We start from the raw sequence: 15399 nt of genomic DNA, 5'->3' as shown, positions 1-15399 counted from the left end.
AGAATTCCTCCACACCTACAACCACCACCGCTGCCACACCGCACTCGGCGGCCAGCCACCGATCAGCCGCGTGAACAACGCTGCGGGTCAATACACCTAGTTCGTGCACCCCTTCCGCCCGGAGGCGAGGGTCGCGCAGGCCTTGGCCTCGGCCGCGTCCTTCACGGCGACCATCGGCGTGTAGGCGATGGCGTCGCCTACGTCGGTGATGTCACCCGTCTGGCGGAGCTTGCCCACGGAGAGCTGAACCTGGTCGCCCTGGGCGGCGCCGGTGATCCGTCCCCAGGCGGCGCCGCAGGTCTTGCTGTAGCGGACCTCCAGGGTGGTGGTGCCGACGGTGGCGGTCTTGGCGGTGGTCACCAGGTCGCCGCTGCAGCCCATCGCCTCCGCGTCCTTGCCGTTGCAGGCGGTGCCACTGCACTTGACCCCGGCGGGCAGGCTGGGGTTGCTGCTGGCCGTCGGGGACGGCGACTTGGCGGCACCCTCGTGCTTGGTGCCCTTGCCCGGGTTGATGAAGAAGTAGACGGCCGCGACGACGACGAGGACACCGACGACACCCGCGAGGAACATCGTCAGCCGCCCCTTGCGCCCGGCCCCCTTGGCGGGGGTGCCGCCGCCGGGCCGCGCCCCCTGTGGCTGCCCGTCGTACGGGTTCGGGGTGCCCGGGGTCCGGCCCGGGCCCTCCGGCGAGGTGGCGGGACGCGCATCGGAACCGGCACCGACATCAGCTGCGGCACTGGGCTGGCGACTCGCCTTCGACGGACCCTCATAGCCCGCCAGCCCCCAGGAGTTGACCTCGGGGGCCGCACCGCGGTCCGCGTTCTCCCGCTCGTCGGCGTCCGAAGCCGTCGGCTGCGGCGGGATCGTCGGTGAGACGCCCGCCGGGCCGGCGATGCCCGGGGTAACGGCGGTGCCGGTGCCTCTGCCGGCCGTCCTGGTGCCGCTCGCACCCTCGGCCTCGGCCGCCCCGAACTCCCCGAGAGCGGCACGTGCCTGGGCGATACGAATCTGCTCCATGGTCCGGTCGTGCCGCATCTCCGCGCGGCTCCAGGCGCGTTCGGCCAGCTCCCACATGGTGGTGAGATGGACCGGGTTGGTGCCGGTGACCTCGGCGAGCGCGACGACCGCGCCCTTGGGCGCGAGCAGCCGGCCACCCAGGTAACGCTCCCAGGACGTCTTGCTGTAGCCGGTCCGGTCGGCCAGCGCCGCGATGCTCAGACCGCTGCGGTCCACGAGGCGCCGTACCTGGCTGGTGAACTCCTTGATCTGCGGATCCAGCTCGTCCGGCAAGGCTTTCCATCGAGGCATTGCTTCCCCCTCATTCCCCCCGGTTGGTGCTGATGGTTCCCCGCGCCGTTCCCCGCACGTGACCCTCGCGCCGGTCCGGTCCCCCCGGCGCGGCCCCCTCTGACTACCCACAGGGATGCGCTGACTAAGGATCCCAGTTCCAGGAGTGGGGGCGCACAGGAGCATCGCTCCCGCCGGTTGTGCACCGTCGCACGCCGACCGCCCCACAGTCCACCGGACCGTCCCGATTGGACGCCTTGGACACGTTAGCCCGGTTCCGCGGAGCTCTCGTGACGTGTCTCCGAACTGTCAACACATCGACACGGCGGGCACACATGTGGCAGTGCGCGGACACCGTAGCGGAACGGTCACTTCCGTGCCACAGCGCACGGACAGCCGTTGAACAGGCAGTTCATGGAGGGAAGGCTGGATCCCGACGGCGGTTCGTCCTTGCTCGGGGGAGGGGACGGGCCGCCGTTCCGCCCGCGCCCCCAAGGGAGGCGCGGGCCTGCGGCCGTACCGGAGCCGCTACTTGAGCGTGAAGTGCAGGATGTCCTTCAGGAACGAGAGCTTCAGCAGCGGGGCGGGCTGGATCATCAACGCCAGCAGGACGATCACCAGACCCAGGACGCCGTAGGTGACGACGTCCGTGAAGCGGGAGCGCACCGCGAGCATGCCGACGTCCGGCAGCAGCCAGCGCAGCACCGCGCCGCCCAGCAGCGCGACGCCGATGAGCAGCGTCCCCGGGCGGAGCGTGTCCAGCGTGATCACCAGCAGGCCGATGGCCACCAGGCCGACGACGGCGAGCATCGGCCACTGCCGGGCGGGCGCCGGAGCGTTGCCGGGCGCGGCCCGGCCGCCGCCCTCCGGGCGTGCGGTGTCCCTGGTGAACCGCGGGAAGCGACGCGTGGTCCGCTTCGGGTCCCCGCCGGCGTCGGAGGCGGCCGGCCCGGTGCTGGAGTGGGTGTCCTCAGCCGGCACTGCGCTCCGCCGCCTCGACCACGTTGACCAGCAGCTGCGCCCGGGTCATCGGGCCCACACCGCCCGGGTTCGGGGAGATCCAGGCGGCCACCTCGGCCACGTCCGGGTGGACGTCACCGACGATCTTGCCTTCGGCGTTGCGGGAGACGCCGACGTCCAGGACGGCCGCGCCCGGCTTGACGTCCTCGGCGCGGATCAGGTGCGGGACACCGGCCGCGGCGATGATGATGTCGGCCCGCTTGAGGTGGGCGGACAGATCACGGGTGCCGGTGTGGCACTGGGTCACGGTGGCGTTCTCGCTGCGCCGGGTGAGCAGCAGCGGCATCGGGCGGCCGATCGTCACGCCCCGGCCGACCACCACGACCTCGGCGCCCTTGATCTCCACGCCGTGGCGGCGCAGCAGGGTCAGGATGCCGTTGGGGGTGCAGGGCAGCGGCGCCGACTCGTTCAGGACGAGACGGCCGAGGTTCATCGGGTGCAGGCCGTCGGCGTCCTTGGCCGGGTCCATCATCTCCAGGATGCGGTTCTCGTCGATGCCCTTGGGCAGCGGGAGTTGGACGATGTAGCCGGTGCAGGCCGGGTCCTCGTTCAGCTCGCGGACGACCGCCTCGATCTCCTCCTGGGTGGCCGTGGCGGGCAGCTTGCGCTGGATGGAGGCGAGGCCGACCTGGGCGCAGTCGCGGTGCTTGCCGGCGACGTACTTCTGGCTGCCGGGGTCGTCCCCGACCAGGATCGTGCCGAGGCCGGGCGTGAAGCCCTTCTCCTTCAGCGCCGCCACGCGGGCGGTCAGATCGGACTTGATCGCGGCTGCGGTGGCCTTGCCATCGAGAATCTGGGCGGTCATGACACCATCCTCGCGGATGACCCGGTCCCGGTTCCAATCCGGGGCCGCCTGGGCCGGTTCCCCGCGTCCCCCGCTTGATCGATGATGTTGCACTTGCACAACACCTTGCGAATCCGGCTGGACAACAATCGGCCTTTCCTACAACCATGAGCGGCGCAGTATCGCGGTCCGGTTGGGGGGCAAGCCGCTCAAATCCTGACGTTCCTCCGTTCCTTCCGCGTAGTCCCCGCAGTGTCAACGGAGGAAATCCGCCATGAGTTTCGGCTCGCCCAACCCGTACGGTCAGCCGCAGGATCCGCAGCAGCAGGGCTACGGCTACCCGCAGCAGCAGCCCGGCTACCCGCAGGCCCCGCAGGGCGTCCCGCAGCAGCAGAGCTACGGCTACCCGCAGGCGCCCCAGGGCGGCTACCCGGGCTACCCGCAGCAGGCCGGCTACGGCATGCAGCCGACGTACGCGAACTGGGGACAGCGCTTCCTGGCCCGGCTGCTCGACAGCCTGCTGTACGCGGTGCCCTACGGCATCACGGTCGCGGGTGCCAAGAACGCCCCGATCCTCTCCATCATCGGCTTCCTCGCCCTGATCGGCCTGTTCGTCTGGCAGGTCATCATGGAGGGCAAGACCGGCCAGACCGTCGGCAAGAAGGCGCTGGGCATCCGCACGCTCAAGGAGGAGACCGGGCAGCCGCTCGGCGGTGGCATGGCGTTCGTGCGCCAGCTGGCCCACATCCTGGACGGCCTGCCCTGCTACCTCGGCTACCTGTGGCCGGCCTGGGACGCCAAGCGCCAGACGTTCGCCGACAAGGTCTGCGGCTCGATCGTCATCCGCTCCAACTGAGCTGAGCGCCTGAACGGAAAGCGGCCTCCGGCCCCCTGCGAAGGGAACCGGAGGCCGCTTTGCGTGGCCCTGCGGGATCAGTGGAAGAAGTGGCGCGTGCCCGTGAAGTACATGGTGACGCCCGCCTTCTTCGCGGCCTCCACGACCAGCTCGTCACGGACCGAACCGCCCGGCTGGACCACGGCCTTGACGCCCGCCGCGGTCAGGACCTCCAGGCCGTCCGGGAACGGGAAGAACGCGTCCGAAGCGGCGTACGAGCCCTCGGCGCGCTCGGCACCGGCCCGCTCGACCGCCAGCTTCGCGGAGTCGACCCGGTTGACCTGGCCCATGCCCACGCCGACGGAGGCGCCGTCCTTGGCGAGCAGGATCGCGTTGGACTTCACCGCGCGGCAGGCCCGCCAGGCGAAGGCCAGCTCGGCCAGCTCGTCGGCGGAGAGCGCCGCACCGCTCGCCAGCGTCCAGTTGGCCGGGTCGTCGCCCTCGGCCTGGAGCCGGTCGGTCTCCTGCAGCAGCACGCCGCCGTCGATCGGCTTGACCTCGACCGGGTTGGCCGGGCCGGTCGCGGCCTTCAGGACCCGGATGTTCTTCTTCTTGGTGAGGGCCTCCAGGGCCCCGTCCTCGTAGCCGGGCGCGACGATCACCTCGGTGAAGATCTCCGCGACCTGCTCGGCCATCTCCTTGCTGACCGGGCGGTTCACGGCGATGACGCCGCCGAACGCGGACAGCGGGTCACAGGCGTGCGCCTTGCGGTGCGCCTCGGCGACGTCCGCGCCGACCGCGATGCCGCAGGGGTTGGCGTGCTTGATGATCGCGACACACGGCTCGTCGTGGTCGTACGCGGCACGGCGGGCGGCGTCCGTGTCCGTGTAGTTGTTGTACGACATCTCCTTGCCGTGCAGCTGCTCGGCCTGGGCCAGACCGGCGCCGGCGGCGTCGACGTACAGGGCGGCGGGCTGGTGCGGGTTCTCGCCGTAGCGCAGAGTGTTCTCGCGCTCCCAGGTGGCGCCCAGGAAGTCGGGGAACGGAGAGTCGTCGACGGGCGCGTATGCGGACGCGAACCAGGAGGCCACGGCCACGTCGTAGGCGGCCGTGTGCTGGAAGGCCTCGGCGGCCAGCCGCTTGCGGGTGGCGAGGTCGAAGCCGCCGGCCGCGACCGCGGCGAGGACGTCGGCGTACCGCTCCGGGCTGGTGACCACGGCGACGGAGGGGTGGTTCTTGGCGGCGGCACGGACCATCGACGGGCCGCCGATGTCGATCTGCTCCACGCACTCGTCGGGCGAGGCGCCGGAGGCGACGGTCTCCCGGAACGGGTAGAGGTTCACCACGACCAGGTCGAACGGCTCGACACCCAGCTCGGCGAGCTGCTCGCGGTGGCTGTCCAGACGCAGGTCGGCGAGGATGCCCGCGTGCACCCTGGGGTGCAGGGTCTTGACCCGGCCGTCCAGGCACTCGGGGAAGCCGGTCAGCTCCTCGACCTTGGTCACGGGGACACCGGCGGCGGCGATACGGCCGGCCGTGGACCCGGTGGAGACGAGCTCGACACCGGCCTCGTGCAGCCCGCGCGCGAGGTCTTCGAGCCCGGTCTTGTCGTAGACGCTGACGAGCGCCCGGCGAATGGGCCGCTTGGTGCTCTCGGCGGTGGCGGTCACTGGATAACTACCTTTCGTCCCTCAATGCGATAGCCGTTGCGGGCGAGCCGCCCCACGACCTCGACGAGCAGCCTTCGCTCGACTTCCTTGATGCGCTCGTGCAGCGCGCTCTCGTCGTCCTCGTCCCGGACCTCGACCACGCCCTGAGCGATGATCGGCCCGGTGTCGACGCCGTCGTCGACGAAGTGGACGGTGCAGCCGGTGACCTTGACGCCGTACGCGAGTGCGTCCCGCGCGCCGTGGGCCCCGGGAAAACTGGGCAGCAGGGCGGGGTGCGTGTTGACGAACCGCCCGCCGAACCGCGCGAGGAATTCCTTCCCGACGATCTTCATGAACCCGGCGGAGACCACGAGGTCGGGTTCGTGCGCGGCCACGGACTCGGCCAGGGCGGCGTCCCACTCCTCGCGCGTCCCGAAGTCCTTCACCCGGCACACGAAGGTCGGCAGCCCGGCCCGCTCGGCTCGGGCGAGCCCCTCGATGCCGGTGCGGTCGGCCCCGACGGCGACGATCCGCGCGCCGTACGACTCGGCTCCGGTGCGCTCGATCTCGTCCAGCAGCGCCTGCAGGTTGGTGCCGGATCCGGAGACCAGCACGACAAGGCGCTTGACCGCTCGGCCAGCGGGGGTGGCGGCCACGGTGGGGCCCTTTCTCGGGGAAGCGTTGTGTCCGGCCGGCGTTTGTACAGTCGTACGAATGCTTCGCACCCCCGGATACGGGGAAGTCTACGAAGCGGCCGGCCGTCAGCAACGATACCGGCACTCCGGAAGGCCCCCTCGGGACGGGGGCGTGGCCGGAAGGTAGCGTTCGGTAGGAATCACGAAGGAGCAGCCTCGGGAACGCGGTCGTCGTGCGGTGCGTTTCACGGGGTGGAAGCTCACGTCGGACCGCCGTATTCGCCTAGGGGAAGACGTTCTTTTGATGCCCGATCGCAGCCTGCGACTCCTCACGTTCCCGCCGCGCCCGGCCCAGGGAGGCGAGCGTGGCGCCGTGCTGCTGCGGGAGCGGCCGGCCTCGCCGCCCCAGGCGCCCCAGGGCGGGCGGGACGGCGACGGACGCGGCGGCGAGCAGCAGGACGACAACCCGTTCGCGCCGCCGCCGGAGGGCACCCCCGACAAGCCGTGGCAGCCGCGCCACCCCGAGGGCCCCTCGGGCACCCAGTGGAGCGACCGCCAGCCCGGCCGCTCCCCGGGCGGCTTCGGCGAGCGGCCCGGCCGCGGCCCCGAGGGCCCGGGCGGCCCGGCCGGCCCCGGCATGCGCTGGGACCCGACGGACCCGGCCCAGCGCCGCGCGCGCTACGCACTCCTGTCCGGCATATGGGCCGTCTTCTTCGCCCTCTTCAGCTGGCCCTACGTGGCCCTGCTGCTGGGCGCGCTGGCCCTGTACTGGGGCATCAGCGCCCTGCGCGCCAAGCCCCGCCCCGCCGACCCGAACGCCCCGGCGCCCGCCCCGGGCCCCCGTCCGCAGACCACGGCGGCGATCGGCGGCCTGGTCACGGCCTCCCTGGCCCTCGCCCTGGTGGCCACGACCTTCGCGGTCCAGCTGGTCTACCGCGACTACTACACCTGCGTCGGCGACGCCCTGACCCACGAGGCCAAGCAGTCCTGCGAGCAACTACTGCCCAAGGAGCTGCGGGGCGTACTGGGGGTCGGCAACGAGTAGGCCCTCCGGGGGTTTGACGGGGGGCTTCCTTGCGGGGGCTTGGCGGGTGGCTTTCCCGGTCGGGGTTCTGCGGGCGGCTTCGGAGCGGGGCTTGGCGGGCGGCTTCTGAGCCAGGGCTCAGCGGGCGGCTTTCCCGGTCGGGGGTTCGGCGGGCGGCTTCCTTGCGGGGGCGGGCAGCTTTCCCAGTGGTTCGGCGGGTGGCTTCCTTGCGGGGGCTTGGCGCGCGGCTACCGAACCAGGGCTGAGGCAGTGTCTTTCCCAGCCGGGTTCGGCAGGCGGCTTCCGAGCGGGGGCTTGGCGCCGCTCGCGAGCCAGGGCTCAGCGGGCGACTTTCCCAGCCGGGGGCTCGGCAGGCGGCTCCCTGGCGGGGGCTCAGCGGGTGGCTTTCCCGGTCGCGGGCTCAGCGGGCGGATTCCGTGTCGGGGGGTTCGGTGGGCTGGTGATGGGCGTCCGTGGGGGGCGGGGGCTCCGGTACGGGTGAAGGGGCGACCGGCGCGGGCGACGGATCCAGTGCGGGTGAGCGGTCGACCAGCGGCGGCAAAGGCTCCGGCATGGGGGCGGGGGCGACCCGTGCGGGCGACGGATCCGGTGCGGGTGCGTGGTCGGTCAGCGGTGGCAAGGGCTCCGGCATGGGTGTGGGGGCGGTCGGCGGGGGTGACGGTTCTTGCAGGGGTGGCCAGCTGGGTGTGGCGGGCTGGTCGGTGGGGGAGTCGGGGGAGTCCATGGGGGTCGACGCTGCTCGCAGGGCTGCCCAGCGGGTGGCTCGGGCCACGTCGTCGTGCCAGGCCGAGGGGAACGGGTCGGCGGCGGGCAGGACGTCGTACCTCTCGTCCTCGTCGGGCTGGGTGAGGGGGGACGGGGGGTCTTCCTGGTGGTCGCGGGTCTTCGGCGCCTTCCCGGCCTTGGTCGTCTTCCCCCGCGTTTCCTTCGTCTGCTCCTTCGCGGCGGCCTTTGAAGAAGCCTTTGCGGACTCCTCGGCCACCTCCTTCAGAGCTTCCTTCACAGACTCCTTGGCCGTCGCCTTCGCTTCCTCCCCCGTCGCCCTCTTCCCCGTGTCCGTCGGCCGCTTGCGCCCCGGCTCCGTCCCCTGCGCCGGAATCGTGCCCCGCGTCCGCCGCGCAGCCCACAGCCGCCACGCCTGTACCGGCAGTGCCACTGGCATCCCCGCCGCCGTCAGCCAGAGCGCGGCCGCTCCCCCGCTCTGCCACCACAGCGGGCCGAAGTCGGCCAGCGCGGCCACGCCCAGCGGGCCGCCGGCCAGGAGGGCGAGAAGGGCGAGGATCGCCCCGCAGAGGAGCGCCGACAGCACGAGCACTCCGGCGGTCCGTCTGACCCGCCAGGGTGCCCTCGGCTCCCCCTGCGCCGCAGGCTCCACACGCCCCACTGCCCCCCGCCCCACGAACCAGGCGACCGTCACCCCGGCCGCCACCGGCACCACTCCCACCGTCCAGTTCAGCGGCGTTCCGGCGCCCGCGTCCGGTACCGCCGCGAGCAGCGGGAACGGGGGCAGCAGCGGGGCGGGGTCCGAGGCGAGCGGGTGCACGAGGTGCCCGGTGCCGAGGGCGAAGCCGGGGCCGAGGGCGTAGGACGCCGACCACACCGCCGCGTTGGGGATCAGCGCGATGCCGAGCAGCAGGACGGCGAACCGACCGGTCCAGCCGTCCGTCAGCTGCAGAAAGGACGTCCGGGCGGCCGTGCCGTGCAGGACCAGCGAGACGCCGAGCAGCAGCGACCCGCCCCCGAAGAGCACCGTCGTCCCGGCCAGGGCGGCCCGTACGGCCGTACCCAGCCGCGCCCGCACGTCCGACCCGAACAGCAGCCGCCGCACCGACCCCGGCAGCATCAGCAGCACACCGAGCACGGGCTCGCGCGGACGGCCGTACGCCGACCACACCCCGGCTCCCGCCGCGCTCGCCGCGACGAGCGGCAGACATACCGTCACCCCGCCCCACACGGGACGCAGTTCGCCGCCCGAGCAGTACAGCGCGGCCGCGACGCCGACGCCGAGGTAGCCGAGGACCGCCCCCGTCCACACCGTGTGCGCCGGGACCGGTGGCGGGGCGTCGGGTTCGGCGGACGCGTCCGCCGCGTCCCGCGCCGCCCGGTACAGCAGCCACACCGGCAGTGCGAGCAGCAGCAGCGGGGTCACGCCGACCGGCTGGGGCGCGCCGGAGAGCGTGTCGGTGCGGACCAGTTCGACACCGTGCCCCAGCAGCCACAGCGCGGCGGCGATGTGCAGCGCGCCGGCCGGGCCGCTGTCGGGGTACGGCGAGCTGACCCACAGCGCCAGGACGAGCACGGCGAGCGAGCCGAGCCCGAGCCCGGCGGCGACCGCACCACCCAGCAGGCTCGCGCCCAGCCCGGGCGAGCGGTCGCGCATCCGGTGCAGCAGCAGCGACAACGACGGTCGGCGAGCGGTCATCAGCGTCACGCCCGCCATGCTCCCAACGACACGCGCTTTCCCGTCGTAACAGCCGATCCACCGATGTGTCGCTCAATATATGTTTATGTACTTTTTCGTATGAAGGGGTGAGGTACTGTGACGGAGATCCCCGCCGGCTCGCTGCCACCACCGAAGGAACGCCGACAGCTGCGCGAATCCCGCTCGCTGACGCAGGCTCAGGTCGCCACACACGTAGGCGTCAGCCGGGCCACGGTCCGCTCGTGGGAGAGCGGGCGCAGCACCCCGAGCGGCCAGGAGGGCGAGGCGTACGCCCGCCTGCTGACCGGTGACGCACTGACTCCCACTCAGACCTTCGACGCGCTCTACGCGTTCTGCGCCCCCGCCCTCGTACGCCAGACGTACCTGCTCACCGGGCGCCGGGAGCTGGCCGGAGAGGCCGTGGAGCGGGCCTTCCAACTCGCCTGGCAGCGCTGGCCCGAGGTGGCCCAGGACCGGGACCCGGGCGGCTGGGTCCGGGCGATGGCCTACGAGTACGCCCTCTCCCCCTGGCACTCCTTCCGCCCGCGCTACCGGTCCCCCGAACCCCCGCCCGCCGACCCGGCCGACCGGGCACTGCTGCACGCGCTGCTCAAGCTCCCGCCGTCGTACCGGCGCACGCTCATCCTGTACGACGGTGTCGGCCTCGACCTGCCGGAGACGGCGGCGGAGACGGAGGCGAGCACCCCGGCCGCGGCCGGCCGGCTGACCCGCGCCCGGGCAGCCGTGGCCGAGCACGTCCCGGAACTGGCCGACCCCGCCGCACTGCACCGACGGCTCCTGGAACTGGCCTCGAGAGAGCACCTGCGCGCCGCCAAGCCGCCCAAGGTGCGCACGGTCGGCGAACGCCGGAACGTGTTCTGGACACGGGCGGCCATCGCCTTCACGGTCGCGATCATCGGCTCGACGGCCCTGACCCTGCGCACGGCGCCCACCCACTACGAGCCACCGATCGCCCCGGCCCAGGCGGTACAGGGGGTTCCGCCGCTGCCGGCCATGGGCCCGCTGTCATGGGAGGAACAGGCTCTGCGAGCGAAGCTGCACCGGGCGGAGTCCAACGGCCCGGAGCGCCTCGCGCCGACGGCACGTTGAGCCGCGTGGCCGCACCCGGCGCGGCGAGCGAAAACGCAGGCAGGCCCGCCCCGGCGAACGGGGCGGGCCTGCCTGCGTGCAGCCGAGAGGCTCAGGCGCTCAGGATCTCCCGGGCCAGCTTCGCCGTCTCGGTCGGGGTCTTGCCGACCTTGACGCCCGCGGCCTCGAGGGCCTCCTTCTTCGCCTGGGCGGTGCCGGACGAACCGGAGACGATGGCGCCGGCGTGGCCCATGGTCTTGCCCTCGGGCGCGGTGAAGCCCGCGACGTAGCCGACGACCGGCTTGGTCACGTTCTCCTTGATGAACGCGGCCGCGCGCTCCTCGGCGTCGCCACCGATCTCACCGATCATGACGATCAGGTCGGTGTCGGGGTCGTCCTGGAACGCGGCCAGGGCGTCGATGTGCGTGGTGCCGATGATCGGGTCGCCACCGATGCCGACGGCCGTCGAGAAGCCGATGTCACGCAGCTCGTACATCATCTGGTACGTCAGCGTGCCGGACTTCGAGACCAGGCCGATGCGGCCCGGCTTCGTGATGTCGCCCGGGATGATGCCGACGTTCGACTGGCCCGGGGTGATGATGCCGGGGCAGTTCGGGCCGATGATGCGAGTCTTGTTGCCCTTCTTGCCGGCGTACGCCCAGAAGGCGGCCGTGTCGTGCACGGCGATGCCCTCGGTGATCACGACGGCCAGCGGGATCTCGGCGTCGATGGCCTCGACGACCGCGTCCTTGGTGAACTTCTCCGGCACGAAGATGACGGAGACGTTGGCGCCGGTCTTCTCGATGGCCTCGGCGACCGTGCCGAACACGGGTACCTCGGTGCCGTCGAAGTCCACGGTCGTACCCGCCTTGCGCGGGTTCACGCCACCGACGACGTGCGTGCCGTCGCCGAGCATGAGCTTGGTGTGCTTCATGCCCGTCGAGCCGGTCATGCCCTGGACGATGACCTTGCTGTCCTTGTTGAGCCAGATAGCCATGGTGTCTTGATGTCCTCGTCCTCGGTGCTTACTTGGCGGCGGCCAGCTCGGCGGCCTTCGCGGCCGCGCCGTCCATGGTGTCGACGCGCTGCACCAGCGGGTGGTCGGCGTCGGAGAGGATCTTGCGGCCCAGCTCGGCGTTGTTGCCGTCGAGACGGACGACGAGCGGCTTGGTGACCGCCTCGCCCTTGTCCTCCAGGAGCTTCAGGGCCTGGACGATGCCGTTGGCGACCTCGTCACACGCGGTGATGCCACCGAAGACGTTGACGAACACGGACTTGACGTCCGGGTCGCCCAGGATGATCTCCAGGCCGTTCGCCATGACCTGGGCGGAGGCGCCACCGCCGATGTCCAGGAAGTTGGCGGGCTTGACGCCACCGTGGTTCTCACCGGCGTAGGCGACGACGTCCAGGGTGCTCATGACGAGACCCGCGCCGTTGCCGATGATGCCGACCTCGCCGTCGAGCTTGACGTAGTTGAGGCCCTTCGCCTTGGCGGCGGCCTCGAGCGGGTTGGCCGCGTCCTTGTCGTGCAGTTCCTCGTACTCGGGGTGGCGGAACTCGGCGTTCTCGTCGAGCGACACCTTGCCGTCGAGGGCGATGACCTCGCCGGAGGCGACCTTCGCGAGCGGGTTGACCTCGACCAGGAGGGCGTCCGACTTGATGAAGGTGTCCCACAGCTTGACGAGGACGTTCGCCACCTTGTCGGCGACCTCGGCCGGGAACTTGGCGGCCGCGACGATCTCGCGGGCCTTGGCCTCGTCCACGCCGTCGATCGGGTCGATCGCGGTCTTGGCGACGGCCTCCGGACGGGTGGCCGCCACCTCCTCGATCTCCACGCCGCCCTCGACGGAGGCGATGGAGAGGAAGGTGCGGTTGGCACGGTCGAGGAGGAAGGAGACGTAGTACTCCTCGACGATCTCCGGAGCGGTCTCGGCGATCATGACCTTGTGGACCGTGTGGCCCTTGATGTCCATGCCGAGAATGTCCGTCGCCCGGGCGACGGCCTCGTCCGCGGAGGCGGCCAGCTTGACGCCACCGGCCTTGCCGCGACCACCGACCTTCACCTGCGCCTTGACGACGGACTTGCCGCCCAGCCGCTCGGTGATCTCGCGCGCCGCCTCAGGCGTGTCGATGACTTCACCGGCCAGCACCGGTACATCGTGCTTGGCGAAGAGGTCCCTCGCCTGGTACTCGAACAGGTCCACGCGCTTCCGTCCCTATCAGTGATCTCGCGGTTCGTTGGATGCGTGGGCGTGCCGCGAAGGGCAACGTGACGTCCGCTGTCACTAGGGAAGCGCACACGGTGTCCGAGCGCGCGGCATGTCCGTCTCGCAGGTTATCGCCGCTTGCGTGGGCTCCCTAAATCGAGGGTCACACGTGAGCGGTGATACCTGTCACATGATGCCGGGTTTGCTGACACGGCGTGCCGCGATCGGGGTGATGTGCGCGGCCTCACCGGGCTGGGGTTGACCCGGTGAGGCCTCTGGACGGGCCCCGAGAGGCCCGGGGCGGTTGATCCCCACCCCAATGGGGACCACCCGCCCCGTACCGCGGGGATACGGCCGGACGGGCCGTCGGTGTTCGGCCGTCCGGGTGCCCGGCCCCCCGCGGAGCTTGCGTGGGCGCTCAGCCCTACTGCACGCCGTGGCCGTGCGCCAGACCCTGGACGTAACCCGGGGTGACGGAGTGGGCGACGCCCTCGGCCCCTGCGGTGGCGTGCCCGGCCAGCGGGCCGCCGGTGACCTGCGCGGTCCCGGCGAGGTCCTGCGCGAACGGCCCGACCTGCTGCGTGAGGGGCGCGGTCTCGCCGACGACACCGCCCGCGTAGGGGCCGGCCTCGCCCGCCACGCCGTACGCCAGCCCGCTCGCGCTGCCGCCGACACCGTCCACGACCGGCGACACGATCCCCGTGATCATGTCTGCGAACGGCTGCACGGCACCGGTGACTCCCGCCGTGAACGGCGGCACCTGTCCGGTCACTCCCTCCGCGAAGGCACCGGTCTGCCCGGTGACCCCGTGGGCGAGCGGCGGTGCGGCGCCCACGACACCGCCGGCGAAGGGGTGCACGTCGCCCACCACGCCGTACGCGAGCGTCCCCGCGTCCGCCACGGCCTGCCCGGCGACCGGCACGACCCCGTGCACGGCGGTCCCGGCGACGGGCGGCAGCACGGTGTCCACGGCGTCGTGGGACACCTGGCCGCCCAGCCCGGTGGCGTACGGCGGCACGTCCGCGAGGACCCCGCCGGCGAGGGGCAGCGCGTCGGCGAGGGCGCCGGTGGCGACGCCGTGCACGTCGGCGACGGCGCCCGTACCGACCCCGTGCACATCGCCCACGGTGCCGGTGGCAACGCCGTGGACGCCTGCCACGGCGCCCGTACCGACCCCGTGCACATCGGCGACGGCACCCGTACCGAGCCCGTCCACGCCGTACACGGCGTCCGTCGCGACTCCGTGCACCTGGGTCACGGCGTCCGTGGCGGTGCGGTACACGCCCCCGACAGCGCTCGTGGTGGTGCCCTGCGCGCTGGTCACCGCGTACCCGGCGGTGCCCTGCACGCCCGCGACCGCGTACCCGGCGGTGGGCAGGACGCCCGACACCGTGCCGGTGGCGGTCCCCTGGGCGCCCGTCACGGCGCCCGAGGCGGTGCCGTGGACGCCGCCGACCGCATGCCCCGCGGTCGGCAGGACGCCCGCCACCGCCTCGTCGGCGACCGGCAGCACCCCGGCCACGGCGGCGGAGGCCACCGGCGGGACGGCGGCGGCGGTCGTCTCGTCCACGACGGGCGCGACGGTGCCCGGCACCGCCCGCACCGTGCCGACGACCCGCTGCTCGACACCGGCGACCGTGCCGGTGACGTGCGCGGGCACGGCGGCGACGGAGGCCTCGGCGGCGCCGGTCACCCGCGCCGCCTCGCCGTCCGCGAGGGCGGCCGCACCGGCGGTACGGCCCTGCGCCCCGGCCACGGTCTGCTGTGCCGTCGTCCGCACGGTGCCCTGGACCCCCGCGGCCCGCAGGCGCGCGGCGGCCTGGGTGGCCTGCAGCTTGGTCTGGGCGGCCGCCAGGGCCTGCTCCACCTCGGGGGCGAAGGAGGCGAGGGGGCCGAAGAGGTAGTCGATCTCGTCCTGCGGGGTGGGAGCCGAGGGCGTGTCGGGCGTGGCGGGCGCGGACAGGTGGGTGGCCGTGTGGGTCGCCGCGGCGGCCTCGGTGGTGGCCCGGGCGCCCGCCGCCTGCGCGTGCGCCTCGGTCTGTGCCTGGGCGGCGCGGGCGGCCCGGGCGCCCTGGATGGCCTGGCCGCCCCTGATCTTCTCGGCGGTCGGGACCTTCGCGTCGACGTAGCGGCGGGCCTGGTCGGCGGTGCCGGTGACGGTCCGGGCCGGCTGCTGCGCCTTGGCCGCGGCGCCGGAGACGGCCGTGGTGGCCGTGCCGGTCACGCCGGAGACGGTGTCGTGGACGTCGGTGAGGACGCCGTCGACGGTGTCGCCGAGGGTGCCGGTGGTGCTCTCGGTGTCGGGTACGGAGACCGCAGGGGTGGACAGCTCGTCGGCGCTGGCCACGGCCGAGCCGAGGGCCCAGGCGCCGGTGACTCCGGCGGCTATCACGATGGAGCGGCGGATGTTCTTGTTCATGCGTGCG

General features: G+C 72.6%; 12 protein-coding genes and 1 pseudogene. 4 read left to right on the top strand and 9 right to left on the bottom strand.

Annotated elements, in window-relative coordinates; translation table 11 throughout:
* Nucleotides 1–100: pseudogene (locus ACFY3C_RS22515) on the top strand (IS481 family transposase); the annotation flags it as partial.
* Here ACFY3C_RS22515 and ACFY3C_RS22510 read toward each other — a convergent pair.
* The 3 genes from ACFY3C_RS22510 to ACFY3C_RS22500 form a co-directional block, all read right to left on the bottom strand.
* Nucleotides 97–1290 carry a DUF2690 domain-containing protein gene (locus tag ACFY3C_RS22510; protein ID WP_386578406.1) on the bottom strand — a complete coding sequence of 398 codons (1194 nt, stop codon included), beginning with the start codon at nucleotides 1288–1290 and terminating at the stop codon, nucleotides 97–99. The pseudogene ACFY3C_RS22515 and the gene ACFY3C_RS22510 overlap by 4 nt on opposite strands.
* A gap of 525 nt (nucleotides 1291–1815) precedes the next feature.
* Nucleotides 1816–2268, bottom strand: a complete 453-nt coding sequence (locus ACFY3C_RS22505; RefSeq protein ID WP_390771988.1) for a DUF3017 domain-containing protein — start codon at nucleotides 2266–2268, stop codon at nucleotides 1816–1818.
* The gene (locus tag ACFY3C_RS22500; RefSeq protein WP_390771987.1) at nucleotides 2258–3112 is read right to left on the bottom strand and encodes a bifunctional methylenetetrahydrofolate dehydrogenase/methenyltetrahydrofolate cyclohydrolase; all 855 of its coding nucleotides are present in this window, start codon (nucleotides 3110–3112) and stop codon (nucleotides 2258–2260) included. The genes ACFY3C_RS22505 and ACFY3C_RS22500 overlap by 11 nt, the downstream gene beginning before the upstream one ends.
* A gap of 253 nt (nucleotides 3113–3365) precedes the next feature.
* On the opposite strand from ACFY3C_RS22500, the gene ACFY3C_RS22495 reads away from it, so the two are divergent.
* Complete coding sequence (locus tag ACFY3C_RS22495) at nucleotides 3366–3947, top strand: RDD family protein (protein ID WP_390771986.1); 582 nt, start codon at nucleotides 3366–3368, stop codon at nucleotides 3945–3947.
* A gap of 77 nt (nucleotides 3948–4024) precedes the next feature.
* On the opposite strand, the gene purH is transcribed toward ACFY3C_RS22495, so the two are convergent.
* Both purH and purN read right to left on the bottom strand, forming a co-directional pair.
* Complete coding sequence (gene purH / locus ACFY3C_RS22490) at nucleotides 4025–5596, bottom strand: bifunctional phosphoribosylaminoimidazolecarboxamide formyltransferase/IMP cyclohydrolase (RefSeq protein ID WP_390771985.1); 1572 nt, start codon at nucleotides 5594–5596, stop codon at nucleotides 4025–4027.
* Entirely contained in the window at nucleotides 5593–6231 is a 639-nt protein-coding gene (gene purN / locus ACFY3C_RS22485) for a phosphoribosylglycinamide formyltransferase (RefSeq protein WP_390771984.1), read from the bottom strand. Before purN ends, purH begins: the two co-directional genes overlap by 4 nt.
* Before the next feature lie 283 nt (nucleotides 6232–6514).
* On the opposite strand from purN, the gene ACFY3C_RS22480 reads away from it, so the two are divergent.
* Nucleotides 6515–7255, top strand: coding sequence for a hypothetical protein (locus ACFY3C_RS22480; RefSeq protein WP_390771983.1), 741 nt, complete (start codon nucleotides 6515–6517; stop codon nucleotides 7253–7255).
* 400 nt (nucleotides 7256–7655) lie between these two features.
* On the opposite strand, the gene ACFY3C_RS22475 is transcribed toward ACFY3C_RS22480, so the two are convergent.
* Nucleotides 7656–9695 (bottom strand): DUF6350 family protein, encoded by a 2040-nt coding sequence (locus tag ACFY3C_RS22475; protein ID WP_390771982.1) that lies wholly within the window; start codon nucleotides 9693–9695, stop codon nucleotides 7656–7658.
* A 99-nt stretch (nucleotides 9696–9794) separates the two neighbouring features.
* Between ACFY3C_RS22475 and ACFY3C_RS22470 the strand changes: the two genes are divergently transcribed.
* Nucleotides 9795–10787, top strand: coding sequence for a helix-turn-helix domain-containing protein (locus tag ACFY3C_RS22470; protein ID WP_386578398.1), 993 nt, complete (start codon nucleotides 9795–9797; stop codon nucleotides 10785–10787).
* Nucleotides 10788–10878: 91 nt separating this feature from the next.
* Here ACFY3C_RS22470 and sucD read toward each other — a convergent pair whose 3' ends face one another.
* From sucD to ACFY3C_RS22455, 3 genes are all read right to left on the bottom strand, one after another.
* The gene (gene sucD, locus ACFY3C_RS22465) at nucleotides 10879–11763 is read right to left on the bottom strand and encodes a succinate--CoA ligase subunit alpha (RefSeq protein WP_386578397.1); all 885 of its coding nucleotides are present in this window, start codon (nucleotides 11761–11763) and stop codon (nucleotides 10879–10881) included.
* Between the two features lie 28 nt (nucleotides 11764–11791).
* Nucleotides 11792–12970, bottom strand: coding sequence for an ADP-forming succinate--CoA ligase subunit beta (gene sucC / locus ACFY3C_RS22460; RefSeq protein ID WP_386578396.1), 1179 nt, complete (start codon nucleotides 12968–12970; stop codon nucleotides 11792–11794).
* A gap of 427 nt (nucleotides 12971–13397) precedes the next feature.
* Complete coding sequence (locus tag ACFY3C_RS22455; RefSeq protein ID WP_390771981.1) at nucleotides 13398–15392, bottom strand: hypothetical protein; 1995 nt, start codon at nucleotides 15390–15392, stop codon at nucleotides 13398–13400.
* Between the last annotated feature and the right edge of the window lie 7 nt (nucleotides 15393–15399).

Source organism: Streptomyces sp. NPDC001410 (genome assembly GCF_042895235.1).
Taxonomy (GTDB): Bacteria; Actinomycetota; Actinomycetes; order Streptomycetales; family Streptomycetaceae; genus Streptomyces.
This window is presented reverse-complemented; position numbering and strand designations above follow the sequence as displayed.

Coding starts and splice junctions, on each gene's coding strand:
- ACFY3C_RS22500 (WP_390771987.1), bottom strand. CDS start 3,112: ATGACCGCCCAGATTCTCGATGGCAAGGCCACCGCAGCCGCGATCAAG.
- ACFY3C_RS22495 (WP_390771986.1), top strand. CDS start 3,366: ATGAGTTTCGGCTCGCCCAACCCGTACGGTCAGCCGCAGGATCCGCAG.
- ACFY3C_RS22480 (WP_390771983.1), top strand. CDS start 6,515: ATGCCCGATCGCAGCCTGCGACTCCTCACGTTCCCGCCGCGCCCGGCC.
- ACFY3C_RS22475 (WP_390771982.1), bottom strand. CDS start 9,695: ATGGCGGGCGTGACGCTGATGACCGCTCGCCGACCGTCGTTGTCGCTG.
- sucD (WP_386578397.1), bottom strand. CDS start 11,763: ATGGCTATCTGGCTCAACAAGGACAGCAAGGTCATCGTCCAGGGCATG.
- ACFY3C_RS22455 (WP_390771981.1), bottom strand. CDS start 15,392: ATGAACAAGAACATCCGCCGCTCCATCGTGATAGCCGCCGGAGTCACC.